Annotated in this window: 20 protein-coding genes and 2 tRNA genes; 17 read left to right on the forward strand and 5 right to left on the reverse strand. The window is 68.5% G+C overall.

What is annotated here, in order from left to right; all coding sequences use genetic code 11:
• Window positions 1-10: 10 nt before the first annotated feature.
• Window positions 11-481 carry an ASCH domain-containing protein gene (locus IO24_RS0101310; RefSeq protein ID WP_031130851.1) on the reverse strand — a complete coding sequence of 157 codons (471 nt, stop codon included), beginning with the start codon at window positions 479-481 and terminating at the stop codon, window positions 11-13.
• Window positions 482-561: 80 nt separating this feature from the next.
• Window positions 562-635: transfer RNA gene (locus tag IO24_RS0101315), tRNA-Gly, on the reverse strand.
• A 166-nt stretch (window positions 636-801) separates the two neighbouring features.
• Here IO24_RS0101315 and IO24_RS0101320 point away from each other — a divergent pair.
• From IO24_RS0101320 to clpX, 5 genes are all read left to right on the forward strand, one after another.
• A tRNA-Pro gene (locus tag IO24_RS0101320) sits at window positions 802-878 on the forward strand.
• Between the two features lie 193 nt (window positions 879-1,071).
• Window positions 1,072-2,448: a trigger factor gene (tig, locus tag IO24_RS0101325; protein WP_031130852.1), complete on the forward strand. Its 1,377-nt coding sequence runs from the start codon at window positions 1,072-1,074 to the stop codon at window positions 2,446-2,448.
• Between the two features lie 356 nt (window positions 2,449-2,804).
• On the forward strand, window positions 2,805-3,410 hold the full coding sequence (locus IO24_RS0101330; RefSeq protein WP_030818448.1) for an ATP-dependent Clp protease proteolytic subunit: 606 nt from the start codon (window positions 2,805-2,807) through the stop codon (window positions 3,408-3,410).
• Window positions 3,411-3,520: 110 nt separating this feature from the next.
• Window positions 3,521-4,228, forward strand: coding sequence for an ATP-dependent Clp protease proteolytic subunit (locus IO24_RS0101335; RefSeq protein ID WP_031130856.1), 708 nt, complete (start codon window positions 3,521-3,523; stop codon window positions 4,226-4,228).
• A gap of 181 nt (window positions 4,229-4,409) precedes the next feature.
• Window positions 4,410-5,699 carry an ATP-dependent Clp protease ATP-binding subunit ClpX gene (gene clpX, locus IO24_RS0101340; RefSeq protein WP_031130858.1) on the forward strand — a complete coding sequence of 430 codons (1,290 nt, stop codon included), beginning with the start codon at window positions 4,410-4,412 and terminating at the stop codon, window positions 5,697-5,699.
• 64 nt (window positions 5,700-5,763) lie between these two features.
• Here the strand turns inward: clpX and IO24_RS0101345 are convergent, their stop codons facing one another.
• Window positions 5,764-6,693, reverse strand: a complete 930-nt coding sequence (locus IO24_RS0101345; RefSeq protein ID WP_031130860.1) for a hypothetical protein — start codon at window positions 6,691-6,693, stop codon at window positions 5,764-5,766.
• A 138-nt stretch (window positions 6,694-6,831) separates the two neighbouring features.
• On the opposite strand from IO24_RS0101345, the gene IO24_RS0101350 reads away from it, so the two are divergent.
• The 11 genes from IO24_RS0101350 to IO24_RS0101400 all read left to right on the forward strand — a co-directional run bounded on the left by IO24_RS0101350 (window position 6,832) and on the right by IO24_RS0101400 (window position 22,317).
• Window positions 6,832-9,489, forward strand: coding sequence for a valine--tRNA ligase (locus tag IO24_RS0101350; RefSeq protein WP_031130863.1), 2,658 nt, complete (start codon window positions 6,832-6,834; stop codon window positions 9,487-9,489).
• Window positions 9,490-9,667: 178 nt separating this feature from the next.
• Window positions 9,668-11,191: a bifunctional tetrahydrofolate synthase/dihydrofolate synthase gene (gene folC, locus IO24_RS0101355; RefSeq protein ID WP_031130865.1), complete on the forward strand. Its 1,524-nt coding sequence runs from the start codon at window positions 9,668-9,670 to the stop codon at window positions 11,189-11,191.
• 5 nt (window positions 11,192-11,196) lie between these two features.
• Complete coding sequence (locus IO24_RS0101360) at window positions 11,197-11,553, forward strand: DUF4233 domain-containing protein (RefSeq protein WP_031130867.1); 357 nt, start codon at window positions 11,197-11,199, stop codon at window positions 11,551-11,553.
• Window positions 11,554-11,622: 69 nt separating this feature from the next.
• Entirely contained in the window at window positions 11,623-12,036 is a 414-nt protein-coding gene (ndk, locus tag IO24_RS0101365) for a nucleoside-diphosphate kinase (RefSeq protein WP_031130869.1), read from the forward strand.
• 274 nt (window positions 12,037-12,310) lie between these two features.
• The gene (locus IO24_RS0101370) at window positions 12,311-13,330 is read left to right on the forward strand and encodes a rod shape-determining protein (RefSeq protein WP_004001297.1); all 1,020 of its coding nucleotides are present in this window, start codon (window positions 12,311-12,313) and stop codon (window positions 13,328-13,330) included.
• A gap of 144 nt (window positions 13,331-13,474) precedes the next feature.
• On the forward strand, window positions 13,475-14,422 hold the full coding sequence (gene mreC / locus IO24_RS0101375) for a rod shape-determining protein MreC (RefSeq protein ID WP_031130873.1): 948 nt from the start codon (window positions 13,475-13,477) through the stop codon (window positions 14,420-14,422).
• A gap of 13 nt (window positions 14,423-14,435) precedes the next feature.
• A complete protein-coding gene (gene mreD, locus IO24_RS0101380; RefSeq protein WP_031130875.1) occupies window positions 14,436-15,110 on the forward strand; it encodes a rod shape-determining protein MreD in 675 nt (224 codons plus the stop codon).
• A 148-nt stretch (window positions 15,111-15,258) separates the two neighbouring features.
• The gene (gene mrdA / locus IO24_RS0101385; protein ID WP_031130877.1) at window positions 15,259-17,505 is read left to right on the forward strand and encodes a penicillin-binding protein 2; all 2,247 of its coding nucleotides are present in this window, start codon (window positions 15,259-15,261) and stop codon (window positions 17,503-17,505) included.
• Window positions 17,502-18,704 carry a rod shape-determining protein RodA gene (gene rodA / locus IO24_RS0101390; RefSeq protein ID WP_031130878.1) on the forward strand — a complete coding sequence of 401 codons (1,203 nt, stop codon included), beginning with the start codon at window positions 17,502-17,504 and terminating at the stop codon, window positions 18,702-18,704. The genes mrdA and rodA overlap by 4 nt, the downstream gene beginning before the upstream one ends.
• Window positions 18,705-18,759: 55 nt before the next feature.
• Window positions 18,760-20,265 carry a CYTH and CHAD domain-containing protein gene (locus IO24_RS0101395; RefSeq protein WP_031130879.1) on the forward strand — a complete coding sequence of 502 codons (1,506 nt, stop codon included), beginning with the start codon at window positions 18,760-18,762 and terminating at the stop codon, window positions 20,263-20,265.
• Between the two features lie 87 nt (window positions 20,266-20,352).
• Window positions 20,353-22,317 carry a TIGR03960 family B12-binding radical SAM protein gene (locus IO24_RS0101400; protein WP_031130880.1) on the forward strand — a complete coding sequence of 655 codons (1,965 nt, stop codon included), beginning with the start codon at window positions 20,353-20,355 and terminating at the stop codon, window positions 22,315-22,317.
• 7 nt (window positions 22,318-22,324) lie between these two features.
• Here the strand turns inward: IO24_RS0101400 and IO24_RS0101405 are convergent, their stop codons facing one another.
• Window positions 22,325-22,537 (reverse strand): cytochrome c oxidase assembly protein COX20 family protein, encoded by a 213-nt coding sequence (locus IO24_RS0101405; RefSeq protein WP_031130882.1) that lies wholly within the window; start codon window positions 22,535-22,537, stop codon window positions 22,325-22,327.
• A gap of 243 nt (window positions 22,538-22,780) precedes the next feature.
• Between IO24_RS0101405 and IO24_RS42555 the strand changes: the two genes are divergently transcribed.
• Complete coding sequence (locus IO24_RS42555) at window positions 22,781-23,050, forward strand: DUF397 domain-containing protein (protein WP_078898818.1); 270 nt, start codon at window positions 22,781-22,783, stop codon at window positions 23,048-23,050.
• On the opposite strand, the gene IO24_RS0101410 is transcribed toward IO24_RS42555, so the two are convergent.
• Window positions 23,035-23,892: a helix-turn-helix domain-containing protein gene (locus IO24_RS0101410; protein ID WP_078898816.1), complete on the reverse strand. Its 858-nt coding sequence runs from the start codon at window positions 23,890-23,892 to the stop codon at window positions 23,035-23,037. The two genes, IO24_RS42555 and IO24_RS0101410, sit on opposite strands and share 16 nt — an antisense overlap.
• Window positions 23,893-24,102: the final 210 nt, after the last annotated feature.

Consider the following 24,102-nt stretch of genomic DNA (forward strand, 5'->3'; position numbering starts at 1 on the left):
CGCATCTGATTCAGTCGGCGAGGCGGTGGATCCGGGGACGGAGATCGGCGACAAGGCGGAAGCGCTCCAGAACCACCGGCGTCGCATCGCCCACGGTGAAGCCGGGGTCCTCCAGGGCCGCCCGCATGTCCTCACCGTGCCAGAACCGCTCGTGCGCTTGTCGCCACTCGGCCACGCCGGTGTGCCCCTCACCCTCGTCCACCACATGGACGAGATCGACCTGCCCCAGCGGGACGACGCGTACGTCGGTCACTTCGATGACCGCGACCGGACGACCGTCCGAATCGATGACCACCGAACGGTCCCCGGCCTGCGGCAACGGGTCGTCCTCGTGCTCGTAGTCGATGACCAGCCCGGTCGTGGAGGTCTTCGAACCGTCGAGGATCGCCGCGACGAGCCGGTCGCGCAGTGAACCGGGGAACGCGAACTCGGCCCTGGGCATCGACGCGATGTCCGCGGGCGAGAAGGAGCCAGGAGTCATGCGACGACCGTAACGGCCCACTCTTGGGAAACGATCAGGGCCAGGCGGAGGAATGATCCTCCGCCTGGCCCTGAGCCGTATGGAGCGGGCGACGGGAATCGAACCCGCGTAGCTAGTTTGGAAGACTAGGGCTCTACCATTGAGCTACGCCCGCACAGCACGCGCCGCAGGTCGGGTGACCGCGCGGCACTGAAGGCATCGTAGCGGGTCGGCCCCCTCCGTCGCACACCGCATTCCCGCCGGAGCCGACGCGCCGCGGGCCCCGTGGAAATGCGGCCGCGACACCGCCTGTCGGCATGTACCCTACGTGTCGCACCAGACGGGGTGTGGCGCAGCTTGGTAGCGCGTCCGCTTTGGGAGCGGAAGGCCGTGGGTTCAAATCCCGCCACCCCGACCAGCCACCCGATCACTCGCGTGATCGCCCATCGGATCACTCACGTGATCGCCTTTTGGGCGGTGTAGTCGCTGCCGTTACTATGCAAGCTGCACGCCCGTGTGTCTCATCGTCTGCAGTCCTCCGGGCGGCGAAATCCGCCGGGCCGTTCTGGCCCCGGCAGAAACCAAGAAGTCAGCCACAAGGAGACCGAACCGTGAAGAGCGCCGTGGAGACCCTGAACCCGACTCGGGTTCGGCTCACTGTCGAGGTGCCCTTCGAGGAGCTCAAGGACAGCCTCGACGCGGCGTACAAGAAGATCAACCAGCAGGTCTCGGTGAAGGGCTTCCGCAAGGGCAAGGTCCCGGCCCGGGTCATCGACCAGCGGTTCGGCCGCGGTGCGGTTCTGGAGGAGGCGGTCAACGACGCGCTTCCGAAGTTCTACACCGACGCGGTCAACGAGGCCGAGCTCAGCGTGCTGGGCCAGCCCGAGGTCGACATCACCGAGCTGAAGGACGGCGAGACGCTGAACTTCACCGCCGAGGTCGACATCCGCCCGACGATCGAGATCCCGGACTTCTCCGGCATCGAGGTCGAGGTCGACGCGGTCGAGGTCACCGACGAGGACGTCGACAAGGCCGTCGAGGAGCTGCGCGAGCGCTTCGCCTCCACCGCCCCGGTCGAGCGTGCCGCCGAGGACGGCGACGTCCTCACGATCGACCTGCGCGCCAAGGTCGACGGCGAGGTCCTCGAGGACGGGGTCGCCGACGGCGTCTCCTACACCATCGGATCCGGCGAGCTGCTGGATGGCATCGACGACGCCGTGAAGGGCCTGGAGGCCGGTGGCGAGACCACCTTCACCTCCGAGCTCAAGGGCGGCTCCGCCGCCGGCAAGGAGGCCGAGGTCACCGTCAAGGTCACCCAGGTCGCCAAGCGTGAACTGCCCGAGCTGGACGACGAGTTCGCGCAGCTCGCCTCCGAGTTCGACACCATGGAGGAGCTGCGCGCGGACAGCCGCAAGCGCCTCGAGAACATGAAGCAGTACGACCAGGCTACGCAGGCGCAGGAGCGCGTCCTGGAGAAGCTGCTCGAGCTGGTCGAGGTCCCGGTCCCCGAGAAGCTGCTCGAGGACGAGGTCAACACCCGCAAGCACAACCTCGAGCACCACCAGCTCGGCCAGATGGGCCTCGACCTCGCGAAGTACCTGGAGATCCAGGGCAAGAGCGAGGAGGAGTTCGACGCCGAGACCAAGGAAGCCGCGGTCAAGGGCATCAAGACCCAGTTCGTGCTCGACGAGCTCGTCAAGCAGGAGAAGCTGAACGTCAACCAGGAGGAGCTCACCGAGCACCTCATGCGGCGTGCGGCCTCCTCCGGCATGTCCCCCGACCAGTTCGCCCAGGCGGTCGTCGAGGGCGGCCAGGTTCCGCTCCTGGTCGGCGAGGTCGCCCGCGGCAAGGCCCTGGCCGTCGTGGTCGAGAAGGCCACGGTCAAGGACACCAACGGCGAGATCATCGACCTCGACGACGAGGAGACCACCGAGGCGTCCGCCGAGGAGGCCCCGGCCGAGTCCGCCGAGGAGAAGACCGAGGGCTGAGTCCCGGCGTCGGTGAAGTGGTGAAGAAGGCCCCGGGGCACGCCCCCGGGGCCTTCTTGCCGCCCACAGGGGCAGCCGCAGTCCAGGTGCGCCGCCACCGCGGGACAGGTCCCCCACCCGCCCGCAGCCCGGTGATTCCCGCCCCCACCCCGACGAGACCGCACGTGCCCCGGCGGAGCCCCGCGCGCTACGCCCCCGGCGAACACTCCCATTCCCGGGATTCCCCGAAGGGACCCGCGCGTTAGGGTCCATGAATACGAGGGCAGTGGAGTCCCCGAACGGCTCCTAGCTCCTAGGGAAACGTGAGACGGCCCGGCGCCGTCGTAAGACGAGCAGGTGGATACGTGACGAATCTGATGCCTTCAGCCGCCGGCGAGCCTTCCATCGGTGGTGGCCTCGGCGACCAGGTCTACAACCGGCTGCTCAACGAGCGGATCATCTTCCTCGGCCAGCCGGTCGACGACGACATCGCGAACAAGATCACCGCACAGCTGCTGCTCCTTGCCGCCGACCCGGACAAGGACATCTACCTGTACATCAACAGCCCCGGCGGTTCCATCACGGCCGGCATGGCGATCTACGACACCATGCAGTTCATCAAGAACGACGTGGTGACCATCGCCATGGGCCTCGCGGCCTCGATGGGCCAGTTCCTGCTCAGCGCGGGCACCCCCGGCAAGCGCTTCGCGCTGCCGAACGCCGAGATCCTGATCCACCAGCCCTCCGCCGGCCTGGCGGGCTCGGCCTCGGACATCAAGATCCACGCCGAGCGGCTGCTGCACACCAAGAAGCGCATGGCCGAGCTCACGTCCCAGCACACGGGGCAGTCGGTCGAGCAGATCACCCGCGACTCGGACCGCGACCGCTGGTTCGACGCCTTCGAGGCCAAGGAGTACGGCCTCATCGACGACGTCATCCCCACGGCCGCCGGCATGCCGGGCGGCGGCGGCACCGGGGCCTGAGCGGTCCCCACGGGGCCTGTGGCGCCCCGTGAGGCCCACGGAGCCCTCCCGGGCGCCAGCGACCCCAGACAGCCCCAGCCGACCGCCTCAGCCCTTTTTCAGGAGACACCGTGAACCAGTTCCCCGGCAGCGGGATCTACGACCGTATGGACGCCATGCAGGACATGAGCGCCTCGCAGGGCCGCTACACCGGCCCGCAGGCCGAGTCCCGCTACATCATTCCGCGCTTCGTCGAGCGCACCTCCCAGGGCATCCGCGAGTACGACCCGTACGCGAAGCTCTTCGAGGAGCGCGTGATCTTCCTCGGCGTCCAGATCGACGACGCCTCCGCCAACGACGTCATGGCGCAGCTGCTGTGCCTGGAGTCGATGGACCCCGACCGTGACATCTCGGTGTACATCAACAGCCCCGGCGGCTCCTTCACGGCGCTCACGGCGATCTACGACACGATGCAGTACGTGAAGCCGGACGTCCAGACGGTCTGCATGGGCCAGGCCGCCTCCGCCGCCGCCGTCCTGCTGGCCGCCGGTACGCCGGGCAAGCGCATGGCCCTGCCGAACGCGCGCGTGCTGATCCACCAGCCGTACAGCGAGACCGGCCGCGGTCAGGTGTCCGACCTGGAGATCGCCGCGAACGAGATCCTCCGGATGCGCTCGCAGCTGGAGGAGATGCTGGCCAAGCACTCCACGACGCCGGTCGAGAAGATCCGCGAGGACATCGAGCGCGACAAGATCCTCACGGCCGAGGACGCGCTGAGCTACGGCCTGATCGACCAGGTCATCAGCACCCGGAAGATGGACAACTCGAGCCTGCGCTGAGGCGAAAGGCTGTATCGTCTGCCGCCCCTTGGCATGGTTTGGCTCGGTTCACGTCAAAGCGAACCGCGCCAAGGGGGGCCCGGACGAGGGGCCCGGCAAGGTACCGTCGGACATAAGGCAGCACCAGGAGTCCGCTGGACGTCGACGTCCAGGAGTCTCCCAGGCGAAGGGGAAGCACACCGTGGCACGCATCGGTGACGGCGGCGATCTGCTCAAGTGCTCGTTCTGTGGCAAGAGCCAGAAGCAGGTCAAGAAGCTCATCGCAGGGCCCGGTGTGTACATCTGCGACGAGTGCATCGACCTCTGCAACGAGATCATCGAGGAAGAACTGGCGGAGACCAGCGAGGTCCGCTGGGAGGAGCTCCCGAAGCCGCGCGAGATCTACGAGTTCCTCGAGGGCTATGTGGTCGGCCAGGAGGCCGCCAAGAAGGCCCTCTCCGTAGCGGTGTACAACCACTACAAGCGTGTCCAGGCCGGCGAGAACGGCGGGGCGAACGGCCGTGACGACGCCATCGAGTTGGCGAAGTCCAACATCCTGCTCCTCGGCCCCACGGGCTCCGGCAAGACCCTCCTCGCGCAGACCCTCGCGCGCATGCTGAACGTCCCCTTCGCGATCGCCGACGCCACGGCCCTCACGGAGGCGGGGTACGTCGGCGAGGACGTCGAGAACATCCTGCTCAAGCTGATCCAGGCGGCCGACTACGACGTCAAGAAGGCCGAGACCGGGATCATCTACATCGATGAGATCGACAAGGTCGCGAGGAAGAGTGAAAACCCCTCGATCACGCGCGACGTCTCGGGCGAGGGCGTTCAGCAGGCGCTGCTGAAGATCCTGGAGGGCACCACCGCCTCGGTCCCGCCGCAGGGCGGCCGCAAGCACCCCCACCAGGAGTTCATCCAGATCGACACGACGAACGTGCTGTTCATCGTGGGCGGTGCCTTCGCCGGACTGGAGAAGATCATCGAGTCCCGGGCCGGCGCCAAGGGCATCGGCTTCGGTGCGCAGATCCGCTCCAAGCGCGAGATGGAGTCCAAGGACCAGTTCCAGGAGGTCATGCCGGAGGACCTGGTCAAGTTCGGCATGATCCCCGAGTTCATCGGCCGCCTCCCGGTCATCACCTCGGTCCACAACCTCGACCGCGAGGCGCTGCTCCAGATCCTCGTCGAGCCGCGCAACGCGCTCGTCAAGCAGTACGAGCGCCTCTTCGAACTCGACGGCGTGGAGCTGGACTTCGAGCGCGAGGCCCTCGAGGCCATCGCCGACCAGGCCATCCTCCGCCAGACCGGCGCGCGAGGCCTGCGCGCCATCATGGAAGAGGTCCTCCAGGGCGTGATGTACGAGGTCCCGTCCCGCAAGGACGTGGCCCGGGTCGTCATCACGGCGGACGTCGTCCAGTCGAACGTCAACCCGACCCTGATCCCGCGGGACGCGCGCAACGGACGCGGCCCGGGGGAGCAGAAGACGGCGTGACACAGACGTAAGGGAAGGGCCCCGGTCATCGGCCGGGGCCCTTCCCTATGTGTCTTCGGAGTCGTCAGGCCTTGACGCGGATCTCCGGGCGGAGCTTGGTGGTGATGTCGATCGCGGTGTCCTTGGAAACGCCTCCGGAGGCTTCACCCGGCGACACCATGGCGATCGTGCTGTAGTCGGCCCACGCGCAGAACCAGTCGGTTTTTTCCTTCTTGGTCATCGGATCCTGGCCCTTGGCCGCCTGGCACTTCATGACCGCACCGTCGAGGTCCGCCTCCTCGGGCTCGCCGATCAGCTCGGTCTTGCCGCCGCTGCCGCTGCTGGAGGATCCCTTCTCGGCCGACTTCTTGAAATTGGCGAAGGCCGTGTCCAGTGCCGCCTCGGGGTCGGCGACCTTGCCGTAGACGCCGACGAACGTGACGCCCTTGGCCGTTGCCCTCTGGGCGGCGGACGACGGGTCGGTGGGGTCGTACTTGCTCATGTCCACCGTGGTGTAGAAGCCCAGCACGGACTCGGCGTTCTCGATGCCGCTCTTCTCCAGCTCCTCGGCGGAGTCGTCGCCCGCGGTCTGCCCGTCCTCCGAGGCGCGCTTGTACTCGCCGAGCACCTTCGCCGGCGTAGCCAGCTTGTGCGGCCCGTCGTCCTCCAGGGCGCCCGCGCCGCCGCCTCCGCCGATCACGAAGTACGCGCCGACGCCGATCGCCGCGACGACCGCGACCGCGCCGATGATGATGCCCGTCTTCTTCTTGCCGCCGCCCGGAGCCGGGGGCTGGGGCACGCCGTACTGGGGCTGCTGACCGTAGGGCGGCTGCTGGCCGTACGGGGGCTGCTGACCGTAGGGTGCCTGCTGGGGCGGGACGCCCTGCGGGGGCTGCTGAGGGTAGCCGTAGCCGGGCTGGGGCGCCTGCGGTGGCTGGCCGTACGGACCGGGCTGGCCGTACGGACCGGGCTGCTGGGGCTGCCCGCCGTACGGGCCCGGCTGGTTGTAACTCATGTTCTGGGTTCCCCTCCAGATGCTTATGTGTTCCGGACATCCTGGCGCAGACCCGCCGTGTGCATGGCATCGGGCCCCCCACCGTTACGAAGCAAACGCGTTTCGGGACGGGGCGGTGACACCTCTAAACTGACCCCCGTGACCGAGAACGCTCAGCAGCAGCCACCAGCGCCCAGCACCGACCTGCCGACCCAGTACGCGCCGGCCGACGTAGAGGGGCCGCTGTACGAGCGCTGGGTAGAGCGGGGTTACTTCGAGGCGGACGAGAAGAGCGAGAAGCCGCCGTACACCGTCGTCATCCCGCCGCCGAACGTCACGGGCTCGCTCCACCTGGGGCACGCCTTCGAGCACACGCTCATCGACGCCCTGACCCGCCGCAAGCGCATGCAGGGGTACGAGACGCTGTGGCAGCCCGGCATGGACCACGCCGGTATCGCCACACAGAACGTCGTCGAGCGGGAACTCGCCAAGGAGGGCAAGTCCCGCCACGACCTGGGCCGTGAGACGTTCGTCGAGCGGGTCTGGCAGTGGAAGGGCGAGTCCGGCGGCCAGATCAGCGGCCAGATGCGGCGGTTGGGCGACGGCGTCGCCTGGTCGCGTGAGCGCTTCACCATGGACGAGGGCCTGTCCCAGGCCGTCCAGACCATCTTCAAGCGGCTCTACGACGACGAGCTGATCTACCGCGCCGAGCGCATTATCAACTGGTGCCCCCGGTGTCTGACGGCCATCTCGGACATCGAGGTCGAGTACCAGGACGACGACGGCGAGCTCGTCTCCATGAAGTACGGCGACGGGGACGACACCATCGTCGTCGCCACCACCCGCGCCGAGACGATGCTCGGTGACACGGCCGTCGCCGTCCACCCCGAGGACGAGCGGTACAAGCACCTGATCGGCAAGCTCGTCAAGCTGCCGCTGACCGACCGCTCCATCCCGGTCGTCGCCGACGAGCACGTCGACCCCGAGTTCGGCACGGGCGCCGTCAAGGTGACCCCGGCGCACGACCCGAACGACTTCGAGATCGGCCAGCGCCACGACCTCCCGGCCCTGACGATCATGGACGAGCACGCGGTCATCACCGCCCACGGCCCCTTCCAGGGCCTGGACCGGCTGGAGGCCCGCTCGGCGATCGTCGCCGCGCTGCGCGCCGAGGGCCGGATCGTCGCCGAGAAGCGGCCGTACGTCCACTCCGTCGGCCACTGCTCGCGCTGCAAGACGACGATCGAGCCGCGCCTGTCCATGCAGTGGTGGGTCAAGGTCGGCCCGCTCGCGAAGGCCGCCGGTGACGCGGTCCGCGACGGACGCGTCAAGATCCACCCGCAGGAGATGGAGAAGCGCTACTTCGACTGGGTCGACAACCTCCACGACTGGTGCATCTCGCGCCAGCTGTGGTGGGGCCACCGCATCCCGGTCTGGTACGGCCCGAACGGCGAGGTCGTCTGCGTCGGCCCCGACGAGGAGGCGCCCGGGACCGAGGCCGAGGGCTGGCGTCAGGACACCGACGTCCTCGACACCTGGTTCTCCTCCGGCCTGTGGCCGTTCTCCACGCTGGGCTGGCCCGAACAGACCGAGTCGCTCGCGAAGTTCTACCCGAACTCGGTCCTGGTCACCGGCTACGACATCCTCTTCTTCTGGGTCGCTCGGATGATGATGTTCGGCCTGTACGCGATGGACGGCACCCCGCCGTTCCACACCATCGCCCTGCACGGCATGGTCCGCGACCAGTTCGGCAAGAAGATGTCGAAGTCCTTCGGCAACGCGGTCAACCCGCTGGACTGGATGGACAAGTACGGCTCGGACGCCCTGCGCTTCACCCTCGCCCGCGGCGCCAACCCGGGCGTCGACGTCCCGATCGGCGAGGACTGGGTCCAGGGCTCCCGCAACTTCGCCAACAAGATCTGGAACGCGACGCGCTTCGCGATGATGAACGGCGCGACGATCGAGGGTCCGCTGCCGGACGTCGCCAAGATGTCGGCGACCGACCGCTGGATCCTGTCCCGTCTGAACTCCGTCGTCGCCGAGGTCGACGCGTTCTACGAGGACTACCAGTTCGCGAAGCTCTCCGACGCCCTGTTCCACTTCGCGTGGGACGAGGTCTTCGACTGGTACGTCGAACTGTCCAAGACGACGTTCCAGGCGGGCGGCGAGGCGGCCGAGGTCTCCAAGCGCGTCCTCGGCGAGGTCCTCGACGTCACGCTGAAGCTGCTGCACCCGGTCGTCCCGTTCGTCACCGAGACCCTGTGGACCACGCTGACCGGCGGCGAGTCAGTCGTCATCGCCGAGTGGCCGAAGGCTGTGTCTGTCCCTGGCGCCGACGCGCCGGGCGGTTTCCGGGACGCCGACGCCGAGCGCGAGATCCAGAGCCTCCAGTCGGTCATCACCGAGGTCCGCCGCTTCCGCGCCGACCAGGGCCTCCAGCCCGGCCAGCGGGTCCCGGCCCGGCTGACCCTGGACGGCACGCCGTTCGCGCCCCACGAGGCGGCCATCCGCCAGCTGCTCCGCCTCCAGCCGGAGGGCGACGCCTTCACAGCCACGGCAACCCTCCCGGTCGCCGGCGCCGAGGTCGCCCTCGACCTCTCCGGCACGATCGACGTGGCGGCGGAGCGCAAGCGCCTCGCCAAGGACCTCGCGGCCGCGGAGAAGGAGAAGGCGCAGGCGAACGCCAAGCTCGGCAACGAGGCGTTCCTGGCGAAGGCCCCCGACCACGTCGTGGACAAGATCCGCACCCGCCTCACCAAGGCGGAGGAGGACATCACCCGCATCCAGACACAGCTGGAGCGCCTGCCGCAGGGCTAAGGGTTCGTACGTGGTGTGAGGCCCCTGGAGCTGTCAGGCTCCGGGGGCCTCTCACGTGGCTCAGGGCGACGTACTCAGGGGCGCGGGGAACTGCGCGACAAGCCCCCACAGACCCGCGGACACCGGACGACACAAACCACCCCCGACCGATGTCACCGCCCGTCCGTAGACTGGCCCCGTGAGCGAGCTCCCTCCAGACCACGACGCCGACGACCAGCCCGACCCCCTCAACACCTTCGACGAGATCATCGCGGAGGAGACCACCCGCGACCCCGACCTCGCGGTCATCGAGGCCGGCAGCCGAACCCTGCGCACCCAGGGCGGCCCGCCCGACGCCGACATTCCCACGCGCCCCGCCGACCCCGAGGTCGACAAGGCCCTGCGCGAGGTCGAGACAGAGCTCGCCACCCGGTGGGGCGAGACCAAGCTGGAGCCCTCCGTCAGCCGTATCGCCGCGCTGATGGACGTCCTCGGAGAGCCGCAGCGGTCGTACCCGTCGATCCACATCACGGGGACGAACGGCAAGACCTCCACGGCCCGCATGATCGAGGCCCTGCTCGGCGCCTTCGAGCTGCGCACCGGCCGCTACACCTCGCCCCACGTGCAGTCGATCACCGAGCGCATCAGCCTCGACGGCGCGCCCATCGCGCCCGAGCGGTTCATCGAGACGTACCAGGACATCAAGCCCTACGTGGAGATGGTCGACGCCGCGCAGGAGTACCGGCTGTCGTTCTTCGAGGTGCTCACCGGCATGGCGTACGCGGCGTTCGCCGACGCCCCCGTGGACGTCGGCGTCGTCGAGGTCGGCATGGGCGGCTCCTGGGACGCCACGAACGTGATCGACGGGGACGTCGCCGTAGTCACGCCGATAGATCTGGACCACACCGACCGGCTCGGCACCACGCACGCCGAGATCGCCACGGAGAAGGCCGGCATCATCAAGCAGGGTGCGACGGTCATCATGGCGCAGCAGCCGGTCGACGCGGCGCAGGTGCTGCTGAAGAAGGCCGTCGAGGTGGACGCGACCGTGGCCCGGGAAGGGCTGGAGTTCGGTGTCGTCGAACGGCAGGTGGCCGTCGGCGGGCAGTTGGTGACGCTGCGCGGGCTGGGCGGCGAGTACCCCGAGGTGTACCTGCCGCTGCACGGCGCGCACCAGGCGCACAACGCGGCCGTCGCGCTCGCCGCCGTCGAGGCGTTCTTCGGCGTCGGCGCGCAGCGGGCCGACGCACTGGACCTGGACACGATCCGCAAGGCCTTCGCCGCCGTGGCCTCGCCGGGCCGGCTGGAAGTCGTGCGCCGGTCGCCGACGGTCGTGCTGGACGCCGCCCACAATCCGGCCGGTGGCCGGGCGGCGGCCGAGGCGATCGGGGAGGCGTTCCAGTTCAGCCGCCTCATCGGCGTGGTCGGCGCGAGCGGCGACAAGAACGTACGGGGGCTGCTGGAGGCCTTCGAGCCGGTGTTCGCCGAGGTCGTGGTCACGCAGAACTCCAGCCACCGCGCGATGGACGCCGACGAACTCGCCGGCATCGCCGTGGAGGTGTTCGGCGAGGAGCGCGTCCAGGTCGAGCCGCGGTTGCCCGACGCGCTGGAAGCCGCCATCACGCTGGCCGAGGAGGAAGGCGAGTTCGCGGGTGGCGGTGTGCTCGTCACCGGTTCCGTCATCACCGTCGGCGAGGCCCGACTGCTCCTGGGGAGGGGCTGAGTCCCGTGCGCACGCTCTGTTCTTCGACGCTGATCGGCGAGTTCTTCGTCATCGGATTCGCCGGTCTGGTCGCCATGAAGGACCCCGACCTGTCCGTGGCGACCGTGTGGACGGTCAGCGGCATCGCGATGTTCCTGTGCCTGGTGCTGTGCGGCCTGGTGACGCGTCCGGGCGGGGTCGCCCTCGGCTGGGCGCTGCAGATCGCGCTCATCGCGTCGGGCTTCATCGTCCCGACCATGTACTTCCTGGGTGCGATCTTCGCGGCCCTGTGGTGGGCGTCGGTGCACTACGGCCGGAAGGTGGACGAGGCGAAGGCGAGATTCGCGGCCCAGGCGGGCTCCTCCACACCTGACGCTGCGTAACAGGCGCCCCGACACGCCGGGTAATCTCGTCCCACCGCAAAACCTTTACGTACGCACAAGGAGCCCGCCGTGAGCCAGCGCACCCTCGTCCTCCTCAAGCCCGACGCCGTCCGTCGTGGTCTGACCGGCGAGATCATCAGCCGCATCGAGCGCAAGGCGGGCTGGACGATCACCGCGCTGGAGTTGCGCACGCTGGACCAGGACACGCTGGAGCAGCACTACGGCGAGCACAAGGGCAAGCCCTTCTACGAGCCGCTGGTGGAGTTCATGGCCTCCGGCCCGGTCGTGGCGCTGATCGTCGAGGGTGAGCGGGTCATCGAGGGTGTGCGCCAGCTGGCCGGCCCGACCGACCCGATCGCCGCCGCCCCCGGCTCCATCCGCGGCGACTTCGGCGTGATCGTCCGGGAGAACCTGATCCACGCTTCCGACTCCGAGGAGTCCGCCGAGCGCGAAGTGAAGATTTTCTTCCCCGGCCGGGCGTAGCGTCCGCACCTCACCAGCACATACGGCAGGCCCGGGGGCCCAGGCCTCCGGACTTGCGGCATATGCGTGGCGATCGAGGGAACGTTGGTCCCCGAACGCCCGTCTCCAGAAGCGAATGCGGACGGCATCTGCTGACAATGGCGGAGACCCTCCCGCAGTGTTCGCGAAGGCGCGTCTACGATGGAAGCCTTCACGTCACAGCACCCACCTTTGCCTACCTGAAAAGCCCTCAAAAGCTAGTGGGAAGGCCAGACGAATCCTGATGGGGAACTCAATGTCGTTCATCGGCCGTGACATGGCTGTCGACCTCGGGACCGCCAACACGCTGGTGTACGTCAGGGGTCGCGGGATCGTACTCAATGAGCCGTCCGTCGTGGCGATCAACACCAACACCGGTGGCATCCTCGCGGTCGGTGCCGAAGCGAAGAAGATGATCGGGCGCACGCCCGGCAACATCGTTGCCGTTCGTCCGCTGAAGGACGGCGTGATCGCCGACTTCGAGATCACCGAGCGGATGCTCCGCTACTTCATCCTGAAGATCCACAAGCGGCGGTATCTGGCTCGTCCGCGGGTCGTCGTCTGTGTGCCCTCGGGCATCACGGGCGTCGAGCGCCGCGCCGTCATCGAGGCGTCGTCCCAGGCCGGCGCCCGTCAGGTGCACATCATCGAGGAGCCCATGGCCGCGGCCATCGGCTCCGGCCTGCCGGTCCACGAGGCCACGGGCAACATGGTGGTCGACATCGGCGGCGGCACCACGGAGGTCGCGGTCATCTCCCTCGGCGGCATCGTCACCGCCCAGTCCATCCGGGTCGCGGGCGACGAACTGGACAACGCGATCATCCAGCACATCAAGAAGGAGTACTCCCTCCTGCTGGGTGAGCGCACGGCCGAACAGATCAAGATCACGATCGGTTCTGCGTACGACCTCGACTCCGACGAGCACACCGAGATCCGCGGCCGGGACCTCGTCTCCGGGCTGCCGAAGACCGTGGTCATCTCCGCCGCCGAAGTCCGCAAGGCGATCGAGGAGCCGGTCAACGCGATCGTCGACGCCGTCAAGACGACCCTCGACAAGTGTCCGCCGGAGCTGTCCGGCGACATCATGGACCGAGGAATCGTTCTGACCGGAGGCGGAGCGCTGCTGCGGGGCCTCGACGAACGGCTGCGCCGGGAGACCGGTATGCCGATCCACATCGCCGAGGACCCGCTGGACAGCGTGGCTCTCGGATCCGGAAAGTGCGTCGAGGAGTTCGAGGCGCTCCAGCAGGTGCTGGACGCCCAGCCGCGCAGATGACATAACTCTTCGATTCCGCCGTACGGGACGATCTCCTCTCGTACGGCGGATCGTTGATACAGCTGCATAAGCTCCCACAAAGCAGCCCCTCGGGTTTCCCTGGGGCTTCCCGAATTCCTATGAGGAAGGGCACGGCCGCCGCACGTGAGGGACACACGAGAGAGCCGGCTGCTCCTGGTGCTGCTGATCGCCGTCGCGTTCGCGTTGATCACGGTGGACATCCGCGGCGGGGAGGACTCGCCCGTCGACGGTGCCCGGCAGGCCGCGGCGACCGTCTTCGGCCCGATCGAGAGCGGTGTCTCGGCCGCGGTCGACCCGGTCGGCAACGCGGTCTCCGCCATCCGGGACTCCGGGGAGCGGCACGACCGGCTCGCCGCGCTGGAAGAGGAGAACGCGGCCCTGAAGGCGCGGCTCGGCAGCGACGACCGCAGCCGCAGCCGCCTCAAGCAGCTCGACAAGATGCTGAAGATCGCCGGCCGGGGCCAGTACGGCATCAAGGGCGCCGAGGTCATCGCCATCGGAGCCGCGCAGGGCTTCTCCTGGACCATCACCATCGACGTCGGCGCCAAGGACGGCATCAAGCGCGACATGACCGTCCTGAACGGGGACGGGCTCGTCGGCCGCGTCACCACCGTCGGCCCCGAAACCGCCACGGTCCTGCTGGCCAGCGACCCCGACTTCACGGTCGGCACCCGCATGGAGTCCGGCGACGAACTCGGCTTCGCCTCCGGGCAGGGCGACCGCCCGCTGCGCGTCGAACTCCTCAACGGCAAGGCGGAGGTGAAGAAGGGCGACCGCCTGGTCACCTTCGGCTCCCAGGCCGACCGTCCGTTCGTGCCCGGCGTGCCCGTCGGCGTCGTCTCCCGGGTGGACCCCTCCGGCGGCGGCCTGACCCGCACGCTCTACGTCACGCCGTACACGGCCTTCACCAAGCTCGACATCGTCGGTGTCGTCGTCGAGGCGCCGAAGAAGGACCCGCGTGACACGGTGCTCCCGCCCAAGCCCAAGCCCACCCCGAGGCCGACGGTGACGGTGACCGTGACGCCGTCCGCCGAGGCCCCGGTGGACGGCCAGAACCAGCAAGAGCAGTAGGAGCTGTCACCTCATGCGCGTCAACCGGATCCTGCTCTCCTCCGCCCTGGTCGTCGTCGCCCTGGTGATCCAGGTGAGCGTCCTCGCCCGCCTCCACCTGCCGGGCGCCGTGCCCGACCTGCTGCTGCTCACCGTGCTCGGCCTCGCGCTGGTGTACGGGCATGTGGGCGGCGCCCTCGTCGGCTTCGGCGCGGGCCTGCTCGCCGACCTGGCCCCGCCCGCCGACCACGCCGCCGGGCGCTACGCCCTCGTGCTGTGCGTCATCGGCTACCTCGCGGGCCTGGTGAAACCCGAGACGGGCCAGCTGAAGTCCGCGACCGGGCCCATGGCCGTGGTGGTCGCCGCCGCAGTCGGCTCCACCCTGCTGTACGCCGGGGTCGGCGCCCTCGTCGGGGACACCGCCGCCCGCCATGTGGGCCTCGGCAGTCTGCTGTTCACGGCCGCCCTGTACGACCTGCTGCTCGCCCCGTTCGTCGTGCCGGGGATCATGGCCCTGGCCCGGCGCGCCGAGAACGACCCGCTCGCCGAGTCGACCTCGGCCGCCGCCAAGGCCACGGACATCTCCTCCGGCTGGCTCTCCGGCGGCACCGGACTGAAGATCGGCAGCCCGCGCAGCGGGCTGCGGGTGAAGGCGGCCCGGGCGCGGATGGCACGCGCCGGGCGCATCAAGGGGGTCAAGCGGCTGTGAACGCGGGGAAGTTCACCCGAACGGGTCGGTCCAGTAGGAACGCCGGCTCGTGGGCCGGCCGTTCATCACTCGTATCCGCACATGCGTACCCGGACGCACCTGCGGACTCGCACATCCGTACGCGCACCGAGAGGGGGAGGCAGCCGCAGTGACCAACATCCCCGAGACCGGCAGGAACCCACGGGTCCAGATCCGGCTCGTCGTCATCCAGGTCCTCGTCCTGTCCCTCCTGCTCACCCTCGGCGGACGCCTCTGGTACCTCCAGATCCGCGAGGGCGCCGCCTACGCCAAAGAAGCATCGGGGAACCACGTCCAGCAGGTCGTCCAGCCCGCCGTTCGCGGCTCGATCCTGGACGCCCGCGGCGTGGCCCTCGCGGACAACGAGACCCGGCTGGTGGTCTCCGCCTCCCGCACCGACCTGCTGAAGATGAAGGACGACGGCAAGGAAGTCCTCGCCAAGCTCGCCGAAGTCCTGGGCATGACGCCCAAGGAGGTCCAGGAGAAGGTCCGGCTGTGCGACGCCAAAACGCCGCAGCCCTGCTGGAACGGCTCGCCCTACCAGCCCATCCCCATCACCGACGAGGCCACCCCCAAGCAGGCCCTCCAGATCCGCGAGCGCGCCGAGGACTTCCCCGGCATCACCGCCGAGCCCGAGGCCGTGCGCCGCTACCCGAGCCCGGGCAAGGCCAACACCGCCCAGGTCCTCGGCTACCTCTCGCCGGTCACCGACGAGGAGATCAAGAAGGCGCAGAACACCAACTCGCCGTATCTGCGCTCCGACCAGGTCGGCCGCTCCGGCCTGGAGCGCCAGTACGACAAGGCACTGCGCGGCAAGGCCGGCGTCACCCGCTACGAGGTCGACAACCTCGGCCGCGTCATCGGGCAGGCCGAGGCCGACCCGGCCCACCCCGGCGACAACCTCGTCACCAGCATCGACTCCCGCGTCCAGCGGATCGCCGAGTACCAGCTGAACGAGGCGATGAAGGAAGCCCGCAAGCAGCACGACCGGAACACCGGCACCAACTACAAGGCCGACTCCGGCGCCGTCGTGGTGATGGAGGCCAAGACCGGCCGCGTCGTCGCCATGGCCTCGAACCCCACGTACGACCCGAACGCCTGGGTGGGCGGCATCTCCGCCAAGGACTACGCGCGGCTCACCGGCAAGAGCTCCAACTACCCGCTGCTCAACCGCGCCATCCAGGGCCAGTCGGCACCCGGCTCCATCTTCAAGGTCATCCCGACGGCCGCCGCGGTCAACGCGGGCTACTCCTTCAACGGCCCCTACCAGTGCTCCAGCTCGTACTCGATCGGCGGCCAGGTCTTCAAGAACTTCGAGTCCAAGGGATACGGCCCGATCAGCCTCGGCCGCGCCCTGGAGGTCTCCTGCGACACGGTCTTCTACCGGCTCTCCCACGAGGAGTGGAAGCGCGACGGCGGCACCAAGCCGAAGAAGAACGCAGGCGACTGGTTCTACAAGACCGCCCACCAGTTCGGCCTCGGCAAGGAAACCGGCATCGACCTGCCCAACGAGGTCACCGGCCGCGTCCCCGACCGCCAGTGGAAGCTCGACTACTGGAAGGCCAACAAGGACGCCTGGTGCCGCACCGGCAAGCGCAACGGCAGCTACGCCGAGAAGATCGCCTACGAGAACTGCCTCGAAGGCAACCGCATGCGCGCCGGTGACTCCGTCAACTACTCCATCGGCCAGGGCGACACACTCGTCACGCCCATTCAGATGGCCACCATCTACGGGGCCATCTCCAACGGCGGAACCCTTTATAACCCCTCCGTCGGCAAGGCCGTCATCAGCGCCGACGGCAAGACCGTCACGCCGATCAAGCCCGAGCCGCACGGCAAGCTGCCGATGACGCAGAAGACGCGCGACGAGATAGACGAAGCCCTCGCGGGAGTCGCCACCCGCGGTACGGCCGCCTGGAGGTTCGGCGGCTGGCCGCAGGACAAGATCCCGATGCACGCCAAGACGGGTACGGCGGAGGTCTACGGCAAGCAGACGACCTCCTGGTTCGCCACGTACACCAAGGACTACTCGATCGTCATGACGATCTCCCAGGGTGGTACGGGTTCCGGCGCCTCGGGCCCCGCCGTCCGCAACATCTACAACGCGCTGTACGGCGTCTCCGAGGACGGCGACATCGACCCCAAGAAGGCCCTGTTGCCGGCCCCGCAGAAGGCCCTGCCGAAGGTCAAGACGGACGGCACCATCGCCTCCCCGAAGGTCTCCAAGGACCCGGCCAAGGACCAGGAGGCCGACAAGAAGGACCCGAACGCCCCGGCCGACCCGCTCCAGCCGGCGACGGCGGCCCCGCCGACGCCCGAGAACCGTGACACCCGAAGGCGACGCCGTCGCCGGGGAAGCCGGAGGTTGCCAGCATGACCGGCGGTGTGAACAGTTTCCAGGTCTCCGGCTACGGGCCCCAGCGCTCCGGCTGGACGCGGCTGCTGGCCCGTGACTCGGTGGCGCGGCGGCTCGACTGGCCCATCCTGCTGTCGGCGCTGGCCCTGTCGCTGCTCGGCACGCTCCTCGTCTACTCGGCGACCCGCAACCGCACGGAGCTCAACCAGGGCGACCCGTACTACTTCCTCGTCCGGCACCTGCTGAACACCGGCATCGGCCTCGCCCTGATGGCCGGCACGATCTGGCTGGGCCACCGCGCCCTGCGCACCGCCGTGCCGGTCCTGTACGGCTTCTCGCTGCTGCTGATCCTGCTGGTGCTGACCCCGCTCGGCTCCACCATCAACGGCGCCCACTCCTGGATCAAGCTGCCCGGCGGATTCTCGCTCCAGCCCTCGGAGTTCGTGAAGGTCACGATCATCCTCGGCATGGCGATGCTGCTGGCGGCCCGGGTCGACGCGGGCGACAAGCAGTACCCCGACCACCGCACGGTCGTGCAGGCACTGGGCCTGGCCGCCGTGCCCATGCTGATCGTGATGCTGATGCCCGACCTCGGGTCGGTCATGGTGATGGTCATCATCGTGCTCGGCGTCCTGCTGGCCTCCGGGGCGTCCAACCGGTGGGTGTTCGGCCTGCTCGGCGCCGGCACCCTCGGCGCGGTCACCGTCTGGCAGCTCGGGGTGCTCGACGACTATCAGATCGCCCGCTTCGCCGCCTTCGCCAACCCCGCACTCGACCCGGCCGGCGTCGGCTACAACACCAACCAGGCCCGCATCGCCATCGGCTCCGGCGGCCTGACCGGCTCCGGCCTCTTCCACGGCTCGCAGACCACCGGCCAGTTCGTGCCCGAACAGCAGACGGACTTCGTCTTCACCGTGGCGGGGGAGGAACTGGGCTTCCTCGGCGGCGGCCTGATCATCGCGCTGCTCGGCATCCTCCTGTGGCGGGCTTGCCGCATCGCCCGGGAGACCCCGGACCTGTACGGCACGATCGTGGCCGCCGGCATCGTCGCCTGGTTCGCCTTCCAGACCTTCGAGAACGTCGGCATGACACTCGGCATCATGCCGGTCACCGGCCTGCCGCTGCCCTTCGTGTCATACGGCGGATCATCGATGTTCGCCGTGTGGATAGCGGTGGGGTTGCTGCAGTCGATCCGGGTACAGCGGCCGATGTCGGCATGACACCGCGCGGGGCGGCCCACTGCCGCCCCGCGCCCCGGCCGACTAGATTCGGTTCATGGCGGAAAGCAAGCGCGAGATCGAGCGGAAGTACGAGTCGGCGGACAGCGGACTCCCCGACCTGACCGGAGTCGCCGGGGTCGCGGCCGTGGTCGACAAGGGGGTGGCCCACCTCGACGCCACCTACCACGACACCGACGACGAACGCCTCGCCGCGTCGTCCGTCACCCTGCGCCGCCGCACAGGCGGTTCCGACGCGGGCTGGCACCTGAAGTTCCCGATCGCACCCGACGTCCGCGACGAGATCCACGCCCCGCTCTCCGACACCCTCCCCGACGACCTCGCCGCGCTGGTCCGCTCCCGGGTCCGCGACCGCGAGCTGCTCCCGGTGGTCCGGCTGCGCTCCGACCGCGACGTACGCCATCTGGTCGACGCCGACGGCCGGCTGCTCGCCGAGGTGAGCGTGGACACCGTGCACGCCGAGCGGCTCACAGGCCGCGGCGGTCAAGCGCAGTGGACCGAGATCGAGGTGGAGCTCGCCGACGGGGGAGAGCCGGCCCTGCTCGACAAGGTGGAGAAGCGGCTGCGCAAAGCGGGCGTACGGCCCTCGGCGTCGTCGTCGAAGCTGGCCCGTGCCCTCGAGGAGACCGCCCCGGGGAAGCGGCGCACCTCCGCACCCGCCCGGAAACCGGTGACCGCCGGCGACCATGTGCTCGCCTACGTGCGCATCCAGCGGGACGCGATCGTCGAGCTCGACCCCGCCGTCCGCAGGGACGCCGAGGACTCCGTGCACAGCATGCGCGTGGCCACCCGCCGGCTGCGCAGCACCTTCAAGTCGTTCGGCAAGATCCTCGACCGGACCGTCACCGACCCCATCGGCGAGGAGCTGAAGTGGCTCGCCGGCGAGCTGGGCCTGGACCGGGACCGCGAGGTGCTGACCGACCGGCTGACCGCGGCCCTCGACGAGGTGCCCGACGGCCTGGTCCGCGGCCCCGTCGCGGAGCGTCTGCACTCCTGGTCCAGCGCCGAGCACAGCGGGGCCCGCGGCCGCCTCCTCGGCGTCCTGGACTCCCGCCGCTACCTGGCCCTGCTCGACACCGTGGACGCGCTGATCGCCGACCCGCCGCTGCTGAAGGCCGCCGGCAAGGAGGCCCGCACACCGATCGCCAAGGCCGTGCGGAAGGACTTCCGCAAGGTCTCCGCACTGATCGAGCAGGCGGCGGACCTGGAGACCGGCACCGACCGGGACGTCGCGCTGCACGAGGCCCGCAAGAAGGCCAAGCGCACCCGCTACGCGGCCGAGGCGGCCGGACCCGTCCTCGGAAAGCCGGCCAAGACCATGGTCAAGTCCATGAAGGCCCTGCAGAACCTGCTCGGCGAACACCAGGACAGCGTGATGGCCCGCCAGACCCTCCGAGAGCTGTCGGCGGTCGCCCACGCGGCGGGGGAGAGCGCCTTCTCCTACGGCGTCCTCCACGAGCGCGAGGAGCAGCGGGCGGTGCGCGTGGAGGCCGAACTGCCCGGAGTCTGGGACGGGATCAAGGACGGTGCGGCGGACCTCTGACCTTCCGGCGTACGGAGGCCCCCCGCGGTCGCGTTAGTCTGGATGGTCACCCCTGTCAGTTCAGTCCAGCTCACGAAGGTGCGCGACATGCCTGCCGAAGTCGCTGCGTCGGTCTTCCCGCAGCTCGAAGCTCTGCTCCCGCATGTGCAGAAGCCGATCCAGTACGTCGGCGGAGAGCTCAACTCCACGGTCAAGGACTGGGAGTCCTGCGACGTCCGCTGGGCGCTCATGTACCCGGACGCCTACGAGGTCGGTCTGCCCAACCAGGGCGTCATGATCCTCTACGAGGTGCTCAACGAGCAGCAGGGCGTCCTCGCCGAGCGCACCTACAGCGTGTGGCCGGACCTCGAGGAGCTCATGCGGGAGCACCACGTCCCGCAGTTCACGGTGGACAGCCACCGGCCCGTCAAGGCCTTCGACGTGTTCGGCCTGTCCTTCTCCACGGAGCTGGGCTACACGAACATGCTGGCCGCCCTCGACCTGGCCGGCATCCCCCTGGAGGCCAAGGACCGCGGACTGGACGACCCGATCGTCCTGGCCGGCGGCCACGCGGCGTTCAACCCGGAGCCGATCGCCGACTTCATCGACTGCGCCGTGATCGGCGACGGTGAACAGGCGGTCCTGGAGATCACCGCGATCGTCCGTGCCTGGAAGGCGGAGGGCCGCCCCGGGGGCCGCGAGGAGCTCCTCTTCCGCCTGGCGAAGACCGGCGGGGTGTACGTCCCCGGCTTCTACGACGTCGAGTACCTGCCGGACGGCCGTATCGCCCGTGTCGTGCCGAAGCGCAGCGGGGTCCCGTGGCGGGTCTCCAAGCACACGGTCATGGACCTCGACGAGTGGCCGTACCCCAAGCAGCCCCTCGTCCCGCTGGCCGAGACGGTCCACGAGCGCATGTCGGTGGAGATCTTCCGCGGCTGCACCCGCGGCTGCCGTTTCTGCCAGGCCGGCATGATCACGCGTCCGGTGCGCGAGCGCTCCATCACGGGCATCGGCGACATGGTCGAGCAGGGCCTGAAGGCCACGGGCTTCGAAGAGGTCGGCCTGCTGTCCCTGTCCTCCGCCGACCACACGGAGATCGGCGACATCGCCAAGGGCCTCGCGGACCGCTACGAGGACGACAAGATCGGCCTGTCGCTCCCCTCCACCCGCGTGGACGCCTTCAACATCGACCTGGCGAACGAGCTGACCAGGAACGGCCGCCGCTCGGGCCTCACCTTCGCCCCCGAGGGCGGCTCGGAACGCATCCGCAAGGTCATCAACAAGATGGTCTCGGAAGAGGACCTGATCCGCACGGTCTCGACGGCGTACGGCAACGGCTGGCGCCAGGTGAAGCTGTACTTCATGTGCGGCCTGCCGACGGAGACCGACGACGACGTCCTCCAGATCGCCGACATGGCGACGAAGGTCATCGCCAAGGGCCGCGAGGTCTCCCGCTCCAACGACATCCGCTGCACGGTCTCGATCGGCGGCTTCGTCCCCAAGCCGCACACGCCCTTCCAGTGGGCCCCGCAGCTCTCCGCCGAGGAGACGGACGCCCGTCTGCAGAAGCTGCGGGACAAGATCCGCGGCGACAAGAAGTACGGCCGCTCGATCGGCTTCCGCTACCACGACGGCAAGCCCGGCATCGTCGAGGGCCTCCTCTCCCGGGGCGACCGCCGCATCGGCGCGGTCATCCGCGCGGTCTACGACGACGGCGGCCGCTTCGACGGCTGGCGCGAGCACTTCTCGTACGACCGCTGGATGGCCTGTGCCGACAAGGCCCTCGCCCCGTTCGGTGTCGATGTCGACTGGTACACCACCCGCGAGCGCACCTACGAGGAGGTCCTCCCCTGGGACCACCTCGACTCCGGCCTGGACAAGGACTGGCTCTGGGAGGACTGGCAGGACTCCCTCGACGAGACGGAGGTCGAGGACTGCCGCTGGACGCCGTGCTTCGACTGTGGGGTGTGCCCGCAGATGGACACCCAGATCCAGATCGGCCCGACGGGCAGGAAGCTGCTGCCTCTGACCGTCACGAACGCGGCGCCGGCTCCCGGTGGGCACGGGCACTGAGGGCTGGTCACCGCAAGAGTTCGCAGATCTTGAACAGCAGCATGGTGATGGCGATGAAGGTGCCCCCTGCCCAGGTCGCCGCGCCGAGGATCGTCGCGTGGAGCAGTACGGCCAGTACGCCTGCTGCGAGGCCGGTGAGAAGGCCGAGCAGTAAGGCGATGATGATGAGCAGGGCTCGCTGCGACAGCCCTCCGGCAGGAGGAGGCGGGACCTGAGTCATGACATGCCTCCGCCTGAGCTCGCTATTCGCGCAGGCGGGCCGACGGGGAACGCCCGGCCGTGGGTCTGGCCGGTGACACAGCTCGCGTTACTATCTGCCATGAGGCTTCCTGGTTGAGTCGAGTGGACGAGGGTGCTTCGCGGTGGGGGAGTACTCGGACGATGCTTGCCGGCTGACCGAGCGCTCCCCTTCCTGCTGTGAAAAACTCTCCGAGATCATCGCTATTCGGCGGCCTTGGCAGTCATGGCTCCTGCCGTCATACTGACGGGCCAGAGGCCTGATGTGCCGTGGGTACCGCAGTGCGGGATTGGGGGAGTCGTGACCTTTCCGGATCCGACATCGGAGTGGCGGAAGAGTTCCGCCAGTGGGCCGGAAAACTGCGTCGAAGTCTCTTTGGGCCATCCCGTCCTGGTCAGGGACTCTAAAGTGACAGAAGGGCCCTGCCTTGCGGTAGGTTCGGCAGCCTGGACATCCTTTCTGGATTCCCTTTCCAGTCGCTATGCCGCGAGCTGAGGAAGATTTTCGCTCCACTCGGTGATGGGCTGGGCATAACGGTTCTCGACCTCCCAGAAAGCTTCGAGGTAGTCTTCGACGCTCCGTTGCACACCGACGATCGCCTTGTTGTTGAGGATGACGCTCCCGTCGGGATTCTCGAGATACACCACCCGCTCCTGATCGACCTTGGCGAACTCGAAGATCACATAGGGTGACCGCAGCAGCGGATACAGCCCGCTGCTGAAGGGCACGACCCCGATGCTCACGTGATCCAGTGTGCTGATCTGCCGCAGATGGCGGATCTGGGCTTCCATCAGTTCGCTGCCGCCCACGACCCGTCGGAGCGCGGCCTCGTCGATCAGAAACCGCAGCTCGGTGGTGGACGACTCGCTCAGCATGCGTTCCTGACGCTTCACGCGCAGGTCGAGCAGTTCCTCCTTCTCCGGGACCACGGACTGCTGGAGGGCGACGCGCGCATACGCCTCGGTCTGCAGCAGGCCGGGCACGAAAAGGGCCTCGAAGTTGCGGATCACGGACGCGGACGCCTCGTAGCCCAGGTAGGACTGGAAACCCTCCGACAGCAGGGACCGGTAGTCGTACCACCAGGGCTGCCGGCGCGCTTCTTCGGCGGCGCGACGCAATTCAGCCGCATTTTCGGGTGAGAGCTCGTAGAAGCTGATCAATGCCTTGAGGTCGGTCATGGAGATCTTCACCCTGCCCGACTCCAGGCGCATGACTTTCGACAGGGACCATCCTGTCTCTCGCGCAACATCAGGCTGTGAGTACCCCGCCTTTTTGCGCGCTTCCTGAAGCTGTGAGCTCAGAAGGTGTCGGTAGAACATCGGGTCGGCATCGGGCATGAAAAGCTCCTTCTGGTGCCACAGGTCGTACCGCCGCCAGGCACTCCGACCATATTCAAGACGACCAGCGTCGCAAGGCTACGCGGATTTTTGCTACGTGTCACTATGCCTCAAGGTGATTCGCCGGGCCGCCAACTCTGAAGAGATGCGCGGGATGAGTGGGAAAGAATGAAACATCGATACGGTTTCTCGGGACGCGTGATCGATGTA

The organism is Streptomyces flavovariabilis (genome assembly GCF_000725785.1).
GTDB classification, from domain to species: domain Bacteria; phylum Actinomycetota; class Actinomycetes; order Streptomycetales; family Streptomycetaceae; genus Streptomyces; species Streptomyces hawaiiensis.